This is a genomic window from Pseudomonas sp. 05L36 (genome assembly GCF_056398125.1).
Window position 1 is genome coordinate 1 of sequence record NZ_JBFTOU010000014.1, and the last position, 18,959, is coordinate 18,959.

The window sequence follows — 18,959 nt, forward strand, 5'->3', positions numbered from 1 at the left end:
TTATAACTCAACTCGCCTTTTTCGACCTGATCGACGACCGACAATTTAAAGGTCAGCGTGTAATCACGCTGACTGCGCCTTTCTCCCGCGTTCATTACTCCCTCCTGAGAATGGGTCAGAAGGTGTAAACCTTATTCAGGACGGAACACACGCAAGAAAAAGGGGAGACCCGTCGGCCTCCCCTTAGAGAACTTCGTCCTGGCTCGACGCTTGTGGCGCCGGCTCACCTCACGCCGTCTTCTGGACAGTGTGTAGCTCGGGGGCCGGCACATCCCCGGTGGGGGTGGCGACCGCGGCGGGCCTGATTCGGCGAGCCGCACTGGACTGTTTGTCCGAGCAGTGATTCTGGTGATAAGAATAGGCCGGGAGCACCGGCAGAGGATTGCGAAGATTGCTGAATTAAACATCACTTGCGCAATTTTTAACCCCTGACACATAATCCTCAGCAATAGTTACGACAAAGGACCGTTTGATGAGCAAGCTCGACCGTTACGACCTGAGTATTTTGGCGGAATTGCAGCGCGACGCACGCATCTCCAACCAGGAGCTGGCCGAGCGCATCGGCCTGTCGCCTTCGCCGTGCTCGCGGCGGGTCAAGCAACTGGAAGACGACGGCTACATTTCCCGCCAGGTCGCCCTGCTCGACCGCAAAATGCTCGGCCTGAGCCTGACGGCCTATGTGCTGATCGGCATGGACCGTCACACGCCGGAGCGTTTCGAGAATTTCGAAGCGGCCATCCGCACCCTGCCTCAAGTGCTTGAATGCAGCCTGGTGACCGGGATGGATGCCGACTATCAACTCAAGGTCGTGGTGCCGGACATGGATCACTACCAGAAGCTGCTGCTGGGGCATCTGACGCGGATTGAAGGGGTGACCAGTGTGCGTTCGAGCTTTGTGTTGAATCAGGTGTTGAACAGCACCGAACTGCCTTTGACTCATCTGCGTAGCTGATGGACTTTCGCAGGAGCTGGTAGGAGCTGTCGAGTGAAACGAGGCTGCGATCTTTTGATCGTCCATAAGAAGCAACATCAAAAGATCGCAGCCTTCGGCAGCTCCTACAAGAGCAGGCCGGGCGACGAATGACTGCGACACACCGCCGCAGATCCATGCTGCGCGAGTTCGGTGAGGCGTATACTCCCCGCGCCCTTTTAGCCACGCCCGCGCTGGAGATGTTCGATGGATCCTGCCGTTTTCGAAGAGTGGATGATGACCGGCCTGGTCAGCATCCTGATCATTTTCATGGGTTTCATCGTCTGGGATCTGGCGAAGAAGTCCAAGGCCGGGCGCTTTGGCTCGTTCATTCTGTTCTTCGTGCTGGGCCTGGGTGTGGCGGCGTTCGTGATCAAGAGCGTGGTGATCGGCCTGATCGAATCCGGCGCCTTATAAGCGCGCCGGTACTTCTTTCCACTGTCCCTGATCGAGCCCTTCGATCGTCCAGTCACCGATTCTGACCCGTACCAGGCGCAACGTCGGCAAACCCACCGCAGCGGTCATGCGCCGCACCTGGCGGTTGCGCCCTTCGCGAATCACCAACTCCAGCCAACTGGTCGGCACGCTTTTACGAAAGCGCACCGGCGGATTGCGCGGCCACAGCTCGGGTTCGTCCAGTTGCCGCGCCTCGGCGGGCAAGGTCATGCCGTCATTCAATTCCACGCCGTCACGCAAGCGCTGCAATTGCTCGGCGCTCGGTTCGCCCTCGACCTGCACCCAATAGGTCTTGGCCAGTTTGTGTTTCGGATCGGCGATCCGCGCCTGAAGCTGACCGTCGTTGGTCAGCAGCAACAAGCCTTCGCTGTCGCGGTCCAGTCGTCCGGCCGGATAGATTCCCGGTACATCGATGTAGTCCTTGAGCGTCGCGCGCCCTTCGCCATCACTGAATTGCGTCAGCACATCGAACGGTTTGTTGAACAGGATCAGTTTCGGCTCGGCCGGCGGTGCCTTGGCGACACGGCGCGGGGCTGAAGGAGAGGGCTTCGCGCCAGGGCGGCGGGAAATGGGGTGTTGAGGACGGGACATGGCGAAGTGAACATCTAACGATCAGGGCTGCTAATGCTAGTGCCCCGACCGCCAAATGACCACGACAACCGTTAGCGGAACGGTGGCTCGTCGAAGCTGCGCAGTTTGCGCGAGTGCAATGAGTTGAGCTCGGTACGCAACAGATCCACCGCCTCGATACCGATCTTCAAGTGCTGGCTGACCGCACGCTCATAGAAGGCGTTGGCCGATCCCGGCAACTTGATTTCGCTATGCAGCGGTTTGTCCGAGACGCACAACAACGTGCCATACGGTACCCGCAAGCGATAACCCTGGGCGGCGATGGTGCCGCTTTCCATGTCCACCGCCACGGCGCGGGACAGATTGATCAGCGGACGTTCCTGGGCCCAACGCAGTTCCCAGTTACGGTCGTCGTAGGTCAGCACGGTACCGGTACGCAGGCGTTTCTTCAGTTCGTCGCCCTTCTCGCCAGTGACGTTGGCCGCCGCTTGCTGAAGCGCAAGCTGCACTTCGGCCAGGGCTGGAATCGGAATGTTCGGCGGTACCACCCGGTCGAGAATGCCGTCGCGGCGCATGTAAGCGTGGGCCAGCACATAGTCGCCGATGGTTTGCGACTGACGCAGGCCGCCGCAGTGGCCGATCATCAGCCAGCAATGCGGACGCAGAACGGCAAGATGGTCGGTGATGTTCTTGGCGTTGGACGGGCCGACGCCGATGTTGACCAGCGTCACGCCGTGGCCGTCACTGGCGATCAGGTGGTAGGCCGGCATCTGGTAGCGGTGCCAGACCACCCCGGCGGCAATCGCCGAGGCTTCGCCGTGATCCATGCTCTTTTCGATGATCACGTTGCCCGGCAGCACCATGCGCACAAAACGCGGATCGCTGCGCAACTGCTCCAGACCATGGACGATGAACTGGTCGACATAGCGGTGGTAGTTGGTCAGCAGAATCCACGGCTGCACATGCCGCCAGTCACTGCCGGTGTAATGCACCAGCCGGCGCAGGGAGAAATCCACCCGTGCGGCATCGAACAGGGCCAGTGGCAGCGGATCGGTGTTTTCCCAGTCGTACAAACCGTCGGCAATGCCATCGGTCGCGGCCGACAGGTCGGTACTCGGGAACACCCGCGCCAGCACGGCAGCGGTGACGCCGGAACCCGCGAGCTCATCGCCCTGCTCGACCACATACGGATACGGGATGTTCTGCTCGCTGACACCGACTTCCACGGTCACGGTGAAGTCGTGCATCAACGGAACGAGCTGTTCCAGCAGGTATTTACGGAAAGCCGATGGATGGGTGACGGTGACGCTGTAGGTGCCCGGCAACTGGACCTTGGCGTAGGCACGGGTGGTCTGCGGGACTTCGCCCTGGCAAAGGTAGGTCAGGCGCAGCTCGGGATAACGGAACTGCGCTCGCTGCTCGGCATCAGGCTCGACGCGATCCTTGAGGTAACGCTTGAGCGCCTGGCTCAGCGCGGTGGTTGCACGATTGTGCAAGAGTGCAAGCCGATCCACGGCTTGCTCGGCGGTTTGAACGACAATAAAAGCTTCGGTCACGATCAGCATCCTGTGTTCTGACTTGCAGACCTTCATCTTGCCTGCATCGTCGCTTCACGGGAACAGCCAAAAAAGATCGCAGCCTGCGGCAGCTCCTACAAGGGCTCGTCGTGCACCCGTAGGAGCTGCCGCAGGCTGCGATCTTCTAACCAATCAGAATCCTTGTGGAGTCGAGCGGGCGACAATGGCTTCCACGTCCAGGCCTCGTGGCAACGCGCCGTACACTCGCCCGCCACCCTCCAGACGACTGGCGATGAAGGCATCACTGACCACCGCATTCCCGGCTTCCAGCAACAATTTGGCCTGCAGCCCCAGCGCAATGTCCTCGGTCAACTGCCGGGCGCGGTACTGAATGTCGCTGGAGTCCTTGAATGCCGCCTGCAATTGATGGATGTGCGCAGCCAGGCGCTTGTCACCATGGCCATCGCCCAACTCACTGAACAGCGCGTCGAGCACACCCGGTTCTTTCGACAGGGCACGCAGCACGTCGAGACATTGCACGTTGCCGGAGCCTTCCCACGTCGAATTCACTGGCGCCTCGCGGTAAAGCCGCGGCAGGATGCTCTCTTCGACATAACCCGCGCCGCCCATGCATTCGGCGGCTTCGTTGATCATGGCCGGCGCCCGCTTGCAGATCCAGTACTTGCCCACTGCCGTCACCAGCCGGGCGAATTTGGCTTCCTGTGAATCATCCAGATGATCCAGCGCGCGGCCCATGCGCAGGCTCAAGGCCAGGGCGGCTTCGCTTTCCAGCGCCAGATCCGCCAACACGTTCTGCATCAACGGCTGTTCGCTGAGCAGTTTGCCGCCAACCGAACGGTGAGCGCAGTGATGGCTGGCCTGAGTCAGCGCCTGACGCATCAGTGAACTGGACCCGACCATGCAATCGAAGCGGGTCATGGCGACCATCTCGATGATCGTTGGAACACCCCGGCCCTCTTCACCGACCATCCACGCCAGCGCACCACGGAACTCCACTTCGCTGGAGGCGTTGGAGCAGTTGCCGAGCTTGTTCTTCAGGCGCTGGATGTAGAACTGATTGCGTGTGTCGTCCGGGCGGTGACGCGGCAACAGGAAACAGGTCAGGCCCTTGTCGGTCTGCGCCAGTGTCAGGAACGCGTCGCACATCGGCGCCGAGCAAAACCACTTGTGCCCCACCAGTTCATAGGCCTGGCCCGGACCGCTGGCACCGACCGGATACGCCTTGGTGGTATTGGCCCGCACATCGGTGCCGCCCTGCTTCTCGGTCATGGCCATGCCGATGGTGACCCCGGCCTTGTGGGCCATGCCGACGTTGCGCGGATCGTATTCGGTGGCGAGGATTTTCGGCAGCCATTTTTCAGCCAGGTCCGGTTGTAGACGCATGGCCGGAACGCTGGCGAAGGTCATGGTCAACGGGCAGCCACTGCCGGCTTCGGCCTGGCTGTGCAGATACGACATCGAAGCTCGGGCGACATGGGCGCCGTCCTGCGGGTGCGCCCAGGGCAGCGAGGTCAAGCCGTGCTCGACCGCAGCGCGCATCAATTGGTGATAGGCCGGATGAAATTCCACCAGATCGATACGATGACCAAACCGGTCATGGCTGTTGAACACCGGCTTGTTCTGATTGGCCAGGAACCCGGCTTCCATCAACGGGCCACCGGCCAGTGCGCCGTAGGCATCGATCCGCGATTCGGCCCAACCGGCCCCGAACCGCCGCGACCATTCCTGCAACGGCAAATCGATGCGGTACAGGTTGGCGCCATCCAGTGACGGTGGCTGGTTGGTGACTTCGTGGGTTTCGGCGAACTGATGCAGGTTCATGACAGGGCTCCTTTGGTCGGCCAAGGGACTTCAGTTAAGCACCACCCCTCGGCCGAACAAAGTGTCATATACGCCTAACTGTCGGCGCTTTCGCCCTGTTGCGAGCAGAGCACACGGCGGTAGAGCGCGGCCTGCAAGTCTTCGAATTTCACCGGTTTGCTCAAGTGATCAATCACCGCACCGGTCGGGCAGCGCTCACGGTCACCGCCCAGGGCAATCACGAACAGCGGCAGTTCGGCATAACCCGGCAAAGCGCGGATCTGGCAGCACGCCGACTCACCGCCCTGCAGCGGCAACTGAGAATCGACCAGCACCGCATCAAACCCTTCGCGCTGCAAGAGATCGAGCGCGACGTCGGCGCTGTCGGCCGTACGCACGCGGAATCCCAGCTTGAGCAACATGCCGCGCATCACCAACTGACTGATGCTGTTGTCATCCACCAACAGCACGGCACAATCCTGAGGCAAGCGCAGGCGCGGAAAATCCCGGGACATCAACGGCGTCACCGGGCGTTCGGCCACCGCCAGTCCGACTTCCACATCAAGCTGAAACCGGCTGCCGCGTCCTGGCTCGGTGCGATGCGTCAGGCGTCCACCGAGCAATTCGACCAACTGTCGGCAAATCGCCAGGCCAACACCCAGGCCACCATATTCACGGGTCATCGAGGCATCGAGCTGGAAGAACCGTTGATACATCTTGGCCTCCCCCAAATCAGTGAAGCCAATGCCCGTATCGATCACCGCAAAGGTCAACGCCAGCCGGTCGGGCTCAATGGCCTTGCCGGTCACCCGCAGGGCCAGGCCGCCGATCCTGGTGAACTTGATGGCATTATCCAGCAGACATTCCAGGCACTGCGCGATCTTGACGTTGTCGCCGTGCAAGCGATCCGGCACACCTGGCGCGATATCGACCTTGAAGTCCAGCGATTTGCTTGATGCGTTGCCCTCGAACTGCATGCGCAGTGCCTCGACCATGCCGCGCAAGCTGAAGGTATCGGCCGAGGCCTTGAGTTTGCCGGCCTGCAGTTCGGTGAGGGTGAGGATGCCGTTGACCATACGCATCATGTCCCGCGCCGATCCCGCAGCCGTCTGCTGATACTGCTCGAGCTCCGGGTCCATTTCGACCGTCTGCATCAGCTCCAGCGAACCGATCACACCGTTCATCGGCGTGCGCAGTTCGTGGGTCAGGGTGGCAAGGAACTCGTCCTTGAGCTTGTTACTGCGAGCCAGTTGCTGGTTGAGCACTTCAAGCTTCTGACTGGCGTCGAATAGCGTTTGCGCCTGCTGTTCGCGCATGTCGTTGATACGGTCGGCCAGCGCCAGGGACAGCAACGCCACTTCGATGGCCGAGCCGATCTGGCTGGAATACATGGTCAGGAACACGTTCGGCAGGTAGCCCAGCACCATCAGCGTATTGACGATGCCGCCGAGCAAAAACGCCGACCAGGCAATAATGAAATACCGCGCCACCCGCAGCCCCCGCAGCCAGGCAAAGATCCCGGCGGCAAAAATCACCACGGTGAACGCCAGCGCCAGCGCCGTGGCCAGGCGCAGGGCCAGGGCGTAACTGCTCATCAACGACAGTCCGACCACCAGTACACCGAAGGCAACCAGCGCCAGCAACAAGCGGTCGAGCCAGCGACTGTGGGTAGCCATTTGCAGGAAACTGCGGGCGAACTGACTGCCGAACAACCCCGCACAGCCGATGAAAAACGGCGTCGCGGCGTTGGCCCACCAAGGGTTTTCCGGCCAGAAATACTGCACGGCCGCACCGTTTACCGACAGCTGATACAAGCCGAACGAGGCGATATAGAAGATGTAGTAGAGGTAACTGGTGTCGCGCACGCTGAGGTAGATGAACAGGTTGTAGACCAGCATCCCCAGCAGCACACCGTAGATCAGCCCCAGTACGTAGAGGCGCACGGGTTGCTCTTCGAGGTAGGCGGTGCTCGACCACAGGGTTACCGGTGCCTGGATCGAGCCTTCGCTTTGCAATCGCAGGAATACGGTTTCGGCCTGGTCCGGTTTGAACGTCAGGTCGAACAAATAGTTGTTCTGACGAATCTCGCGGCTGGCGAACGGCAAGGCATCGCCGGTCTGCCTGACCCGCTGATAGTTGCCGGCCGCATCAGGCAAATAGAGATCAAGATGATCGAGGGGCGGATAGGCCAGTTCCAGCAGCCAGGTCCGTTGCGCCGCCGGATTGGCCGGACGGTAATGCAGGTCGATTTTCAGCCAGAACACCGAACGCGAGTACCCGGCGTTGAGCGTGTCCTTGTGGTGCGGTTTGAAGTTTCCGGCCGCCGCTTGCGCACGGATATCCGCAATGGTCGCCTGACCACCTGCGTCCTCATAGACCTGCAGGGTTCGGCCCAAGGGGAGGCTTTGAGTGAACTCATCGAACTCGACGGCGTTTGCCAGGAGGGGCAAACACAACAGCAACATCAGCAAATAGTGCATTGAAGCCCCAGCGTGGCCTGTCCGGTTCTGTCAGGAAGCCCCCCATTCCTTTTGAGCAGACGTAAAACCGATATTACCTGTTATTGGTTTGGATCCACTCTAGCATAGCCGTTGATAGCCATTAAACACCATTGAAATTTTTCCTACAAAGGCTCTAGGACGGGCGTTACAGCGCCATGTATTGAGTTAGAGCTGTTGGCTTGGTCAGAAAGATCAAAAGATCGCAGCCTTCGGCAGCTCCTACGGATTTGCATCGATCCACGGTCCATGTAGGAGCTGCCGCAGGCTGCGATCTTTTGCTCGCTGCGCAATCGGCTCCGATACGTGCGCACACCGAAAAAACATGTTTGGTGGTAAGCTCGCGCACCATGAATATCTACAGCTCTCGCCCCGTTGTCCTCTGTCTCTCCGGCCACGACCCAAGTGGTGGCGCCGGCTTGCAGGCAGATATCGAAGCCCTGCTCGCTCAGGGTTGCCATGCGGCTCCGGCCGTCACCGCCCTGACCGTGCAAGACACCGTCAATGTCACTGACTTCCGCGTCCTCGACCGTGAGTGGGTACTGGCCCAGGCCAACGCCGTGCTCAACGATTCCGAAGTCGCGGCGGTCAAACTGGGCATGCTCGGTTCCCTGGAAATGGTCGACACCGTGGTCGAACTGCTTTCGGCGCACCCGCACTTGCCGGTGGTCTGCGATCCGGTGCTGCGCGCCGGCGGCGGCGGACGCCTGGGCAAGGACGAAGTCGGCTATGCCATGCGCGAACGCCTGCTGCCCTTGTCGATCATTGCGACCCCCAACCTTCCCGAAGCCCGGATCCTCGCCGAACTGCCTGAAGGCACCGCGGACGAGTGCGCTGAAAAACTCCTGCCGTTCGTCAAACACCTGCTGATCACCGGTGGCCATGGCGACGAAACCGAAATCCACAATCGCCTGTACAGCCGCGACGGCCTGCGCGAAACCTTTACCTGTCAGCGCTTGCCGGGCAGCTATCACGGTTCCGGCTGCACCCTGGCCAGTGCGCTGGCCGGTCGTCTGGCCCAGGGCGAAAACCTCGCCAGTGCGGTACAGACCGCGCTTAACTACACATGGCGCACCCTGCGTGATGCCGAGCAGCTGGGCAAAGGCCAGTTTGTGCCGCGCCGTTTGCCACTGGATTTCTGTTCGTAACTTCCATTTGTAATGCGGTGAGGCTTGTCCGATGAAACTACGTGGTCTATACGCCATTACCGACAGTCATTTGCTGGACGGCAAGTTGCTCAAGTACGTGGAGGCGGCGCTGGAAGGCGGCGTCACCTTGCTGCAATACCGCGACAAGAGCAGCGACGAGGCCCGGCGCCTGCGTGAGGCCGAAGCCTTGCGCGAGCTGTGCGAGCGCTATAAGACCCGGTTGATCATCAACGACGACGCCGAACTGGCCGCCCGCCTGAACGTGGGCGTGCACCTGGGCCAGGCCGACGGCCCTCTGTCACCGACCCGTGCCCTGCTCGGCTCCAAAGCCATCATCGGCTCGACTTGCCACGCGCAACTCGAACTGGCCGAACAAGCGACAAAAGAAGGCGCCAGTTACGTCGCCTTCGGCCGCTTCTTCAATTCCAACACCAAGCCCGGCGCACCGACCTGCAGCCTCGACCTGCTCGACCAGGCCCGCAAGCAGTTGCACTTGCCGATCTGCGCGATCGGCGGCATCACCCTGGATAACGCCGCCCCACTGGTGGCCCATGGCGTCGATCTGCTGGCGGTGGTGCATGGCCTGTTTGGCGCCGAGAGCACGACGCAAGTGACCCGTCGTGCCCGCGCCTTCAACGAATTGTTTTCTATTTAAGTAGCTTAAAATCTGATTTGAGAGCCCGATCATGTCTCGTTCCGAAACGCTGTTTGCCAATGCCCAAAAACACATTCCCGGTGGCGTGAACTCGCCGGTTCGCGCGTTCAAGAGCGTCGGCGGCACGCCGTTGTTCTTCAAGCATGCCGAAGGCGCCTACGTCACCGACGAAGACAACAAGCGCTATGTGGATTACGTCGGCTCCTGGGGCCCGATGATCCTCGGCCACAGCCACCCGGACGTGCTGGACGCCGTGCGCAAACAGCTTGAGCACGGTTTGTCCTACGGCGCCCCGACCGAGATGGAAACGCAGATGGCCGACCTGGTCTGCTCGCTCGTGCCGTCGATGGAAATGGTGCGCATGGTCAGCTCCGGCACCGAAGCGACCATGAGCGCCATTCGCCTGGCCCGTGGTTTCACCGGCCGCGACAGCATCATCAAATTCGAAGGCTGCTACCACGGTCACTCCGACAGCCTGCTGGTCAAGGCCGGCTCCGGCGCACTGACCCAGGGTGTACCGAGTTCGGCCGGTGTACCGGCAGCGTTCGCCAAACATACCCTGACCCTGCCGTTCAACGACATCGACGCCGTTGAAAGCATGCTCGCCGAAGTCGGCCAGGATGTGGCCTGCATCATCGTCGAGCCAGTGGCTGGCAACATGAACTGCGTGCCGCCGGCACCGGGTTTCCTCGAAGGCCTGCGGACCCTGTGCGACAAGCACGGCGTGGTGCTGGTTTTCGACGAAGTGATGACCGGTTTCCGCGTCGCCCTCGGCGGTGCCCAGGCGTACTACGGCGTGACACCGGACCTGACCACCTTCGGCAAGATCATCGGTGGCGGCATGCCGGTCGGCTGCTTCGGCGGCAAGCGCGAAATCATGCAGCGCATCGCTCCGCTGGGCCCGGTCTACCAGGCCGGCACGCTGTCCGGTAACCCGCTGGCGATGGCCGCCGGCCTGACCACCCTGCGCCTGATCAGCCGCCCGGGCTTCCATGCCGAGCTGACCGACTACACCACTCGCCTGCTCGACGGCCTGCAACAGCGCGCCGATGCGGCCGGCATTCCGTTCGTGACCACCCAGGCCGGCGGCATGTTCGGCCTGTATTTCAGCGGCGCCGACGACATCGTCACCTTCGATGACGTCATGGCCAGCGATGCTGCCCTGTTCGGTCGCTTCTTCCATCTGATGCTGGAAGGGGGCGTCTACCTGGCACCGAGCGCCTTCGAAGCCGGTTTCACTTCGATCGCTCATGGCGAAGCCGAGCTGAAACTGACCCTGGACGCCGCCGAGCGCGCCTTCGCTGCCTTGAAATAACGCTGTGGCGCTGACGTTGGCCATTGCCGGCGTCAGCTTTCACCTACACGCCCGCCTGTATTCCTACAGTTTCAGCAAAAATCCCTCGCAAAACGGGTGATATATTTCCCGCGCAGCAGAAAAACGAGTAAAGACTTTGTAAGGTTGCCCCTGCTTATTTCATAATGCGCGCTTATTGGATCCCTCGATGGGTCCGCGCGCCCTTCAGAGGTAAGTCGATTCCCATGAACCGCACCGGCCGCACCCTTGCACTGGGCTGCCTGTTGCTTCTTCAGCCCCTGCTCGCGCACGCACAAGCAGGCGGCAACTCGTTGTTAATCCCAGCGATGGGTCGCTGCACCCTCAATACCCAGCCGCAAGACCTGGAACAGGCGCTCGCCGCCTGCCAGAAAGCGTCGGATGAAGGGGATGCGCAAGCGCAATACGAGTTGGGTGAGTTCTACTACGAAGGCAAAAACGCGCCGCGCGACCTCAATCAAGCCCTGAGCTATTTCGAAAAAGCCTCGCTGCAAGGCCACGCCCAGGCACAATTCAAGCTCGGTACCATGTTCTTCCACGGCGAAGGCGTGCCGGCCAATAACGTTCAGGCGTACATCCTGCTGAAGATGGCGGCGGTCAACGGCGCCGAAGATGCCCTGGACACCGCCGACGAAGTCACCGAAAAAATGCCCCGCGAAGAACTCGAAGTCGCCACCCAGGTGCTCGGGCAAATTTTCCGTAAATATTTGATGGAGTTGCAGAGCGCTGACGGGCGTACGCCTTTCGCACCACTGCCCTGATTTCTGCTGTGTTCTGACTTCCCCAATCGCGAGCAAGCTCGCGATTGGGGGCAACTCGATACTGGAACTTACTTCTCAGGCATCGGCATCGGAAACGGCATGACATTGCCAACCGCGCCACGGGCTTCGCTGATTTTCGGTGTCCCCAGACGCTCGACTTCGTCGATACGCACGATCGAATGCATCGGCACAAAGCTGCGCACCACGCCTTCGAACTGAGCCTTGAGCTTTTCTTCGCTCGGATCAACAACCACTTGCGTGCGCTCGCCAAAGACGAACTCTTCCACTTCCAGAAAGCCCCACAGATCACTTTGATAGATCTGCTTGGCGTACATTTCGAACACCTGGCCCTGGTTGAGGAAAATCACCTTGTAGATTGGAGCTTCACGTTTAGTCATGGTGGGCGGGTAACACATCGGGGTAAAAATGAGGGCGCGAACTATAGCACAGCCGCCGGACGCACAACGGTAGGAACCATGGGACATGTCCCCTATAATGCGCGGTTCTTTGAATCAGGTGATGACTCTTTCCATGGCCAAGAAGCTTTACATCGAAACCCACGGTTGCCAGATGAACGAGTACGACAGCTCGCGCATGGTCGATCTGCTGGGCGAACATCAGGCCCTGGAAGTCACCGCCCGCGCTGAAGACGCCGACGTGATCCTGCTCAACACCTGCTCGATCCGCGAACGTGCACAGGACCGTGTCTATTCCCAGCTCGGTCGCTGGCGCGAACTGAAGCTGGCCAACCCGGACATGGTGATCGCCGTCGGCGGTTGCGTGGCCAGCCAGGAAGGCGCGGCCATCCGCGATCGCGCGCCGTACGTCGACGTGGTCTTCGGCCCGCAGACCCTGCACCGCCTGCCGGAAATGATCGACGCCGCGCGCATCAGCAAGCTGCCGCAAGTCGACGTCTCGTTCCCGGAAATCGAAAAATTCGACCATCTGCCCGAACCGCGCATCGACGGCCCGAGCGCTTACGTGTCGGTGATGGAAGGCTGCAGCAAATATTGCACGTTCTGCGTGGTGCCCTACACCCGCGGTGAAGAGGTCAGCCGGCCGTTCGACGACGTGATTGCCGAGATCATCCACCTGGCCGAAAACGGCGTGCGTGAAGTGACGCTGTTGGGGCAGAACGTCAACGGCTATCGCGGCCTGACCCATGACGGGCGCCTGGCGGATCTGGCCGAGCTGATCCGTGTGGTCGCCGCGGTCGACGGCATTGAACGCATCCGTTACACCACGTCGCATCCGCTGGAATTCTCCGACAGCCTGATCCAGGCGCACGCCGACGTGCCGGAGCTGGTCAAGCACCTGCACTTGCCGGTGCAATCGGGCTCGGACCGCATCCTCGCTGCGATGAAACGCAATCACACCGCGCTGGAATACAAATCCAAACTGCGCAAACTGCGCGCCGCCGTGCCGGGGATCAGCATCAGTTCGGACTTCATCGTCGGCTTCCCGGGCGAAACCGAGAAAGATTTCGAGCAAACCATGAAGCTGATTGCCGACGTCGGCTTCGACTTTTCCTACTCGTTCGTCTACAGCCAGCGCCCGGGCACACCGGCCGCCGATCTGGCCGACGACACGCCGCAAGAGCTGAAAAAAGAGCGGCTGAATGCCCTGCAGCATCGCCTGAACCAGCAAGGTTTCGAGATCAGCCGACAAATGGTCGGTTCGATCCAGCGGATCCTGGTAACCGATTACTCGAAAAAAGACCCGGGCGAGCTGCAAGGCCGGACCGAGAATAACCGGATCGTCAACTTTCGCTGCGACAATCCGACCCTGATCGGCCAGTTCGCGGACGTGCACATCGATGCCGCGCAGCCGCATTCGCTGCGGGGGTCGCTGGTGTAGGAGCGAGCTTGCTCCTGGCGGCGTTCCGACGATGGTCGTCAACGATGACGCGTGCATCCTGAATGAACGAGGGGCATTCAAGCCCTTCGCGAGCAAGCTCGCTCCTACAGAGTCCGCGCCAGAGGCAGGAATCGGGTTGCCTCATTTAAGAGCTTTCGCGCCCACGCCACTGGCGCTATCCTTGATTCATCACTATTGCCCCAGGGCGGCTAAATACGACCTTGAACGCACCCATAGAACCACATCGTTTCATCCTCGAGCCTTTTGAAGCTCGTCGCTTCGCCAATCTCTGCGGGCAATTCGACGAGCATTTGCGCTTGATCGAACAGCGCCTGACCATCGAGATCCGCAATCGCGGAAACCAGTTCGAGCTGATCGGCGAACCCAAACACACCACCTCCGCGGAAAACCTCCTGCGCCGCCTGTATCGGGAAACCAAGGGTACCGAGCTGTCGCCGGACATGGTGCACCTGTTCCTGCAGGAATCGGCCGTCGAGCAGCTGGACAACCACTCTCCCGCCGAACCGTCCGTGGCCCTGCGCACCAAGAAAGGCATGATTCGCCCCCGCGGCTTGAATCAGCTGCGCTACGTGAAGGAAATCCTCGGTAACGATATCAACTTCGGCATCGGCCCGGCCGGTACCGGCAAGACCTACCTGGCTGTGGCCTGCGCGGTGGATGCACTGGAGCGCGAGCAGATTCGCCGCATCCTGCTGGTGCGTCCGGCGGTCGAAGCGGGTGAAAAACTCGGCTTCCTGCCCGGCGACCTGTCGCAAAAAATCGACCCGTACCTGCGTCCGCTCTACGACGCACTCTACGAAATGCTCGGCTTCGAATACGTCGCCAAGCTGATCGAGCGCCAGGTGATCGAAGTCGCGCCGCTGGCCTACATGCGCGGCCGTACGCTGAACAACAGCTTCATCATCCTCGACGAAAGCCAGAACACCACGGTCGAGCAAATGAAGATGTTCCTGACCCGGATCGGCTTCGGCTCCACGGCCGTCATCACCGGTGACATCACCCAGGTCGACCTGCCTCGCGGCACCAAGTCCGGGCTGCACCACGTGATCGAAGTGTTGAAAGACGTGCCGGGCATCAGCTTCACGCACTTCCAGCCCAAGGACGTCGTGCGTCATCCGCTGGTACAGCGCATTGTCGAAGCCTATGAGCGCTTCGAAACCAAAGCGGCCGATGATGCAGCCGCCAAGGATAGCCGCCGCGATGCTTGAGCTTGACCTGCAAATCGCCACCCAAGCCCCCGCCCCCAGCGAAGCCGAATTCCGCCAGTGGTGCGAACTGGCTTTGCGCCAGCGCACCGCCGATTCGGAGATGACCATTCGCCTGGTCGACGAAGCCGAAGGCCGCGAGCTGAACCACACCTGGCGGCAAAAGGATTACGCAACTAACGTCTTGTCATTCCCGGCCGATGTGTCGGATGAGTTCCTCGACATCCCGCTGCTGGGCGATCTGGTGATCTGCGTGGCCGTGGTCGAGCGCGAAGCCGCTGAACAGGGCAAGGAGCTCAAGGCTCATTGGGCACACCTGGTGATTCACGGCTGCTTGCATCTGCTCGGTTACGACCATATTGATGACGACGAAGCCGAAGAGATGGAAGCACTGGAACGAACGTTGCTTGCAGAACTGGGCTTTCCCGATCCGTACGCGGACGACGAAACCGATTCATCCCCTACCGAAACAACAAAGGATTCAGAGTAATCGCTATGAGCGAAGATCGATCGAGCAACGGGCAGAAGTCATGGCTGGGTAAGCTCACCCAGGCTTTTGCCCACGAGCCGAAAAACCGCCAGGAGCTGCTGGAGCTGCTGCGCGATGCACACCAGAACAAACTGCTGGACAGCGAAGCGCTGGCCATCGTCGAAGGTGCGATCCAGGTGGCTGACTTGCAGGTTCGGGACATCATGGTCCCGCGCTCGCAAATGGTCAGCATCAAGGCGACCCAGACACCCCGCGAGTTCCTGCCCGCCGTGGTCGACTCGGCCCACTCCCGCTACCCGGTGATCGGCGAAAGCCACGATGACGTGATGGGCGTGTTGCTGGCCAAGGACTTGCTGCCGTTGATCCTCAAGGAGAACGGCGACAGCTTCAACATCAAGGACCTGCTGCGTCCGGCCACCTTCGTGCCGGAATCCAAGCGCCTTAACGTGCTGCTGCGCGAATTCCGCGCCAACCACAATCACATGGCCATCGTCATCGACGAGTACGGCGGCGTGGCCGGTTTGGTGACCATCGAGGACGTGCTGGAGCAAATCGTCGGCGACATCGAAGACGAACACGACGTCGAAGAAGACAGCTACATCAAGCCGCTGCCCAGCGGTGATTTCCTGATCAAGGCCCTGACACCGATCGAGAACTTCAACGAATTTTTCGACAGCGAGTTCTCCGACGATGAGTTCGACACAGTTGGCGGCCTGGTGATGAGCGCGTTCGGGCATTTGCCAAAACGTAACGAAATCACTGAAATCGGCCCGTACCGCTTCCGCATCCTGAACGCCGACAGCCGTCGGATTCACTTGCTTCGCCTGACGCCCATTGCTCGCTAAGGATTGAAATGCGCTGGACAACCCGCCCCGGCTGGCCCGGTAACCTGCTGGCCGTGGCGGCCGGTGCAATCACCACCCTGGCCCTGGCGCCGTTCGATATCTGGCCACTGGCACTGCTCGCCGTCGGCCTGTTCTATGCCGGTTTGCGCGAACTGAGCCCACGCCAGGCGCTGGGTCGCGGCTGGTGTTTCGGTTTCGGCCTGTTCGGTGCCGGCACCAGCTGGATCTACTACAGCATTCACCACTTCGGCGGCGCGTCAATGCTGCTGGCCGGCTTCCTGATGCTGATCTTCACAGCGGCGATTGCCTGGTTCTTTGCCCTGCCCGCCTGGATTTGGGCGCGCTGGCTGCGTCGCAATGAGGCACCGCTGGCCGACGCGCTGGCCTTCGCTGCACTGTGGGTTGGCCAGGAAGCTTTCCGTGGTTGGTTCCTGACAGGTTTCCCGTGGCTGTATTCCGGTTACAGCCAACTCGATGGCCCGCTGGCCGGGCTTGCTCCCATCGGCGGGATGTGGCTGATTTCCTTTACCCTGGCCCTGACAGCTGCGCTGATCTACAACGGCTTGCGCCTGGTTCGCACGGGGCGTAAAGGCTTCATCGCTGCCGGTATATTGCTGCTGGTCGGCCCATGGCTGGTCGGTATGGCGCTCAAGCACCACGCCTGGACCAGCCCGTCGGGCCCGCCACTGAGCGTCGCCGCCATACAGGGCAACGTCGAACAAAGCATGAAGTGGGACCCGGCGCAGCTCAACGCGCAACTGGCGTTGTACCGCGACATGAGTTTCAGCTCCAGGCGAGCCGACCTTCTCATTTGGCCGGAAACCGCGATTCCGGTGCTCAAGGAGTCCGCCGAGGGCTACCTGAACATGATGGGCAGCTTCGCGGCCGAACGTAAGTCGGCGTTCATTACCGGTGTCCCGGTGCGCATGGAAGTACGCCACGAGAAGCGTTTCTTCAATGGCATCACCGTTACCGGTGAAGGCGACGGCACTTACCTGAAGCAAAAACTGGTGCCGTTTGGTGAATATGTCCCCTTGCAGGACATGCTGCGCGGACTGATCGCTTTCTTCGACCTGCCAATGTCGGACTTCGCTCGCGGCCCGGCTGACCAGCCGTTGCTGCAGGCCAAGGGTTATCAGATCGCGCCGTTCATTTGCTATGAAGTGGTTTATCCGGAGTTCGCCGCCAGCCTTGCCGCCCGCAGCGACCTGCTGCTGACCATCAGCAACGACACCTGGTTCGGTACCTCTATCGGCCCCCTGCAACACCTGCAGATGGCGCAAATGCGCGCACTGGAGGCCGGCCGCTGGATGATCCGCGCCACCAACAACGGTGTGTCCGGCCTGATCAACCCGTTCGGCCAGATTACCGATCAGATCCCGCAGTTCGAACGTGGCATCCTGTATGGCGAAGTGGTACCGATGCACAACCTCACGCCGTACCTGCAATGGCGTTCGTGGCCATTGCTCATTGTCTGCGTGTTGTTGTTCGGTTGGGCGCTGATTGCGAGCCGGATGGCCAAGACCGTCTAGAAAAGATCGCAGCCTGCGGCAGCTCCTACAGGGGATTGCATTCCAACTGTAGGAGCTGCCGCAGGCTGCGATCTTTTGATCTTTACCGGTAAAACAACGAATAACCGATCTGCCCCACCGCCTCGTTCATCAATTGCCCGTTCTGCCAGATCGCCTTGAACTCCGGCAGCCAGCCACCCAGTGGCCGCGCGTTGTCGCCGCCCAGAAACCCTACCGGCGCCGGCACCACCTCAAACCCGGCCTTGCGAAAACTCCAGACCGCTCGTGGCATATGCGCGGCATGAGTCACGAGCACCACACGCTTGATGCCCTGTGGCAGCAGCACCTCGGCGCTGAACTGTGCATTTTCCCAGGTCGTGCGGCTGCGCCCTTCCTGCCAACGCACGCTCACGCCAAAATCGTCGCGCAAGGAGTCAGCCATCATCTGCGCTTCGCTGGGCGGCGTGCCGTAATGCAGGCCGCCGCTGGTCAATACCGGCAGGCCGGAAGCCTTGGCCAGCCGCGCGGCAAAGCGCTGGCGTTCCAGGCCTATACCCGTGGGCTGGTCGGCGCCCCAGGCCACATCACCACGCTCGCGCCCCGAGCCGAGGACCACGATCGCGTCCGCGCGCTGCCCCAGAATTGCCCATTCATCGCGGGCCAGCGGTGGCTCCCGCTCGAGCAGGCCGGCACTCCACTGCACCACCACCGGCAGGCTCATCAGCCAGAAACCACCCAGCCCCAGAGCAAAGCACGCACCGGCAAGCCTTGGCCTTGAGCGGCGCAACCACCAGGCGAGCAAAAGCAGCAGCAATAGAATGCCGGGTGGCAAAAGAAGTTGTTTCACGAAATAACGAAAAGGCATCGAGCATCTCCCGGAGATGCCCGAAGCCTAAGTGGGTTCGCGCAATGCGACAATCAATACAGGAGGACTATGCTTCAAAAAACCATGGAGTACGGCTCTGTGCCCTATTTGAACTGGAAAGACCGGACCTTTACCGCGTCTCTGCCGGGAACCTTGTCCTTGAGCCAGATAATCTTGGCCGAACGTGGTACGTCGAGTTGCTTTACCGCCTCTGACAAGCATCCGTGTGTCTCACGCTCACTGCGATCCAGATACGCCTTGACCAGTGCAAACTCTGCGGGGCTCAGACCACGCAGTTCCAGTTCCAGAGGGTGTTCGTCGCGCAACCGGCCAGCGGTCCTTGCCGCATCCAGGGCCAAGGCCAAACGATCGATCAGCCTTTCGTACAGCTCCGGTTTTGTAGCTTTTTGCTGAGACTCAACCATCCCTCACCTCA

At 60.7% G+C, this 18,959-nt stretch carries 18 protein-coding genes; 11 read left to right on the forward strand and 7 right to left on the reverse strand.

Annotation, left to right across the window (positions count from 1 at the left end; genetic code table 11):
• The first annotated feature begins 472 nt into the window (after positions 1-472).
• Both AC1DKH_RS16035 and AC1DKH_RS16040 read left to right on the forward strand, forming a co-directional pair.
• Positions 473-952, forward strand: coding sequence for an Lrp/AsnC family transcriptional regulator (locus AC1DKH_RS16035; protein WP_007937367.1), 480 nt, complete (start codon positions 473-475; stop codon positions 950-952).
• Between the two features lie 225 nt (positions 953-1,177).
• Entirely contained in the window at positions 1,178-1,387 is a 210-nt protein-coding gene (locus AC1DKH_RS16040; RefSeq protein WP_003185724.1) for a DUF2788 domain-containing protein, read from the forward strand.
• Here the strand turns inward: AC1DKH_RS16040 and AC1DKH_RS16045 are convergent.
• The 4 genes from AC1DKH_RS16045 to AC1DKH_RS16060 all read right to left on the reverse strand — a co-directional run bounded on the left by AC1DKH_RS16045 (position 1,382) and on the right by AC1DKH_RS16060 (position 7,814).
• Complete coding sequence (locus AC1DKH_RS16045) at positions 1,382-2,017, reverse strand: pseudouridine synthase (protein ID WP_477753816.1); 636 nt, start codon at positions 2,015-2,017, stop codon at positions 1,382-1,384. The genes AC1DKH_RS16040 and AC1DKH_RS16045 overlap by 6 nt on opposite strands.
• A gap of 71 nt (positions 2,018-2,088) precedes the next feature.
• The gene (gene amn, locus AC1DKH_RS16050) at positions 2,089-3,588 is read right to left on the reverse strand and encodes an AMP nucleosidase (protein ID WP_477798640.1); all 1,500 of its coding nucleotides are present in this window, start codon (positions 3,586-3,588) and stop codon (positions 2,089-2,091) included.
• A 117-nt stretch (positions 3,589-3,705) separates the two neighbouring features.
• Positions 3,706-5,355, reverse strand: a complete 1,650-nt coding sequence (locus AC1DKH_RS16055; protein ID WP_477759721.1) for an acyl-CoA dehydrogenase family protein — start codon at positions 5,353-5,355, stop codon at positions 3,706-3,708.
• A 74-nt stretch (positions 5,356-5,429) separates the two neighbouring features.
• The gene (locus tag AC1DKH_RS16060; protein WP_477798641.1) at positions 5,430-7,814 is read right to left on the reverse strand and encodes a 7TM diverse intracellular signaling domain-containing protein; all 2,385 of its coding nucleotides are present in this window, start codon (positions 7,812-7,814) and stop codon (positions 5,430-5,432) included.
• Positions 7,815-8,182: 368 nt separating this feature from the next.
• Between AC1DKH_RS16060 and AC1DKH_RS16065 the strand changes: the two genes are divergently transcribed.
• From AC1DKH_RS16065 to AC1DKH_RS16080, 4 genes are all read left to right on the forward strand, one after another.
• On the forward strand, positions 8,183-8,980 hold the full coding sequence (locus AC1DKH_RS16065) for a hydroxymethylpyrimidine/phosphomethylpyrimidine kinase (RefSeq protein ID WP_057713171.1): 798 nt from the start codon (positions 8,183-8,185) through the stop codon (positions 8,978-8,980).
• Between the two features lie 31 nt (positions 8,981-9,011).
• Positions 9,012-9,635 (forward strand): thiamine phosphate synthase, encoded by a 624-nt coding sequence (thiE, locus tag AC1DKH_RS16070; RefSeq protein ID WP_477753821.1) that lies wholly within the window; start codon positions 9,012-9,014, stop codon positions 9,633-9,635.
• Between the two features lie 31 nt (positions 9,636-9,666).
• Positions 9,667-10,950 carry a glutamate-1-semialdehyde 2,1-aminomutase gene (gene hemL / locus AC1DKH_RS16075; RefSeq protein WP_477753822.1) on the forward strand — a complete coding sequence of 428 codons (1,284 nt, stop codon included), beginning with the start codon at positions 9,667-9,669 and terminating at the stop codon, positions 10,948-10,950.
• Positions 10,951-11,174: 224 nt separating this feature from the next.
• Positions 11,175-11,729, forward strand: a complete 555-nt coding sequence (locus tag AC1DKH_RS16080) for a tetratricopeptide repeat protein (protein ID WP_103396533.1) — start codon at positions 11,175-11,177, stop codon at positions 11,727-11,729.
• A gap of 68 nt (positions 11,730-11,797) precedes the next feature.
• Here AC1DKH_RS16080 and AC1DKH_RS16085 read toward each other — a convergent pair whose 3' ends face one another.
• The gene (locus tag AC1DKH_RS16085) at positions 11,798-12,127 is read right to left on the reverse strand and encodes a DUF1820 family protein (RefSeq protein ID WP_003185742.1); all 330 of its coding nucleotides are present in this window, start codon (positions 12,125-12,127) and stop codon (positions 11,798-11,800) included.
• A gap of 133 nt (positions 12,128-12,260) precedes the next feature.
• On the opposite strand from AC1DKH_RS16085, the gene miaB reads away from it, so the two are divergent.
• From miaB to lnt, 5 genes are all read left to right on the forward strand, one after another.
• The gene (gene miaB, locus AC1DKH_RS16090; protein WP_477798697.1) at positions 12,261-13,586 is read left to right on the forward strand and encodes a tRNA (N6-isopentenyl adenosine(37)-C2)-methylthiotransferase MiaB; all 1,326 of its coding nucleotides are present in this window, start codon (positions 12,261-12,263) and stop codon (positions 13,584-13,586) included.
• Between the two features lie 221 nt (positions 13,587-13,807).
• Positions 13,808-14,815, forward strand: a complete 1,008-nt coding sequence (locus AC1DKH_RS16095; protein WP_008022966.1) for a PhoH family protein — start codon at positions 13,808-13,810, stop codon at positions 14,813-14,815.
• Positions 14,808-15,302, forward strand: a complete 495-nt coding sequence (gene ybeY, locus AC1DKH_RS16100) for an rRNA maturation RNase YbeY (protein WP_477798642.1) — start codon at positions 14,808-14,810, stop codon at positions 15,300-15,302. The genes AC1DKH_RS16095 and ybeY overlap by 8 nt, the downstream gene beginning before the upstream one ends.
• Positions 15,303-15,307: 5 nt before the next feature.
• Positions 15,308-16,147, forward strand: coding sequence for an HlyC/CorC family transporter (locus AC1DKH_RS16105; RefSeq protein ID WP_027924283.1), 840 nt, complete (start codon positions 15,308-15,310; stop codon positions 16,145-16,147).
• Between the two features lie 8 nt (positions 16,148-16,155).
• Complete coding sequence (gene lnt, locus AC1DKH_RS16110) at positions 16,156-17,679, forward strand: apolipoprotein N-acyltransferase (RefSeq protein ID WP_477753825.1); 1,524 nt, start codon at positions 16,156-16,158, stop codon at positions 17,677-17,679.
• Positions 17,680-17,761: 82 nt separating this feature from the next.
• Here the strand turns inward: lnt and AC1DKH_RS16115 are convergent, their stop codons facing one another.
• Complete coding sequence (locus AC1DKH_RS16115) at positions 17,762-18,523, reverse strand: YdcF family protein (RefSeq protein WP_477764488.1); 762 nt, start codon at positions 18,521-18,523, stop codon at positions 17,762-17,764.
• Between the two features lie 104 nt (positions 18,524-18,627).
• Positions 18,628-18,948 (reverse strand): hypothetical protein, encoded by a 321-nt coding sequence (locus tag AC1DKH_RS16120; RefSeq protein WP_108216349.1) that lies wholly within the window; start codon positions 18,946-18,948, stop codon positions 18,628-18,630.
• Positions 18,949-18,959: the final 11 nt, after the last annotated feature.

Bases quoted from the DNA above. Each gene is read 5' to 3' on its own strand.
- amn (WP_477798640.1), bottom strand. From the start codon at position 3,588: ATGAAGGTCTGCAAGTCAGAACACAGGATGCTGATCGTGACCGAAGCT.
- lnt (WP_477753825.1), top strand. From the start codon at position 16,156: ATGCGCTGGACAACCCGCCCCGGCTGGCCCGGTAACCTGCTGGCCGTG.
- miaB (WP_477798697.1), top strand. From the start codon at position 12,261: ATGGCCAAGAAGCTTTACATCGAAACCCACGGTTGCCAGATGAACGAG.
- AC1DKH_RS16045 (WP_477753816.1), bottom strand. From the start codon at position 2,017: ATGTCCCGTCCTCAACACCCCATTTCCCGCCGCCCTGGCGCGAAGCCC.
- AC1DKH_RS16060 (WP_477798641.1), bottom strand. From the start codon at position 7,814: ATGCACTATTTGCTGATGTTGCTGTTGTGTTTGCCCCTCCTGGCAAAC.
- AC1DKH_RS16085 (WP_003185742.1), bottom strand. From the start codon at position 12,127: ATGACTAAACGTGAAGCTCCAATCTACAAGGTGATTTTCCTCAACCAG.
- AC1DKH_RS16040 (WP_003185724.1), top strand. From the start codon at position 1,178: ATGGATCCTGCCGTTTTCGAAGAGTGGATGATGACCGGCCTGGTCAGC.
- AC1DKH_RS16120 (WP_108216349.1), bottom strand. From the start codon at position 18,948: ATGGTTGAGTCTCAGCAAAAAGCTACAAAACCGGAGCTGTACGAAAGG.
- thiE (WP_477753821.1), top strand. From the start codon at position 9,012: ATGAAACTACGTGGTCTATACGCCATTACCGACAGTCATTTGCTGGAC.
- AC1DKH_RS16035 (WP_007937367.1), top strand. From the start codon at position 473: ATGAGCAAGCTCGACCGTTACGACCTGAGTATTTTGGCGGAATTGCAG.
- AC1DKH_RS16115 (WP_477764488.1), bottom strand. From the start codon at position 18,523: ATGCCTTTTCGTTATTTCGTGAAACAACTTCTTTTGCCACCCGGCATT.
- AC1DKH_RS16105 (WP_027924283.1), top strand. From the start codon at position 15,308: ATGAGCGAAGATCGATCGAGCAACGGGCAGAAGTCATGGCTGGGTAAG.
- AC1DKH_RS16055 (WP_477759721.1), bottom strand. From the start codon at position 5,355: ATGAACCTGCATCAGTTCGCCGAAACCCACGAAGTCACCAACCAGCCA.
- AC1DKH_RS16065 (WP_057713171.1), top strand. From the start codon at position 8,183: ATGAATATCTACAGCTCTCGCCCCGTTGTCCTCTGTCTCTCCGGCCAC.
- hemL (WP_477753822.1), top strand. From the start codon at position 9,667: ATGTCTCGTTCCGAAACGCTGTTTGCCAATGCCCAAAAACACATTCCC.
- ybeY (WP_477798642.1), top strand. From the start codon at position 14,808: ATGCTTGAGCTTGACCTGCAAATCGCCACCCAAGCCCCCGCCCCCAGC.
- AC1DKH_RS16080 (WP_103396533.1), top strand. From the start codon at position 11,175: ATGAACCGCACCGGCCGCACCCTTGCACTGGGCTGCCTGTTGCTTCTT.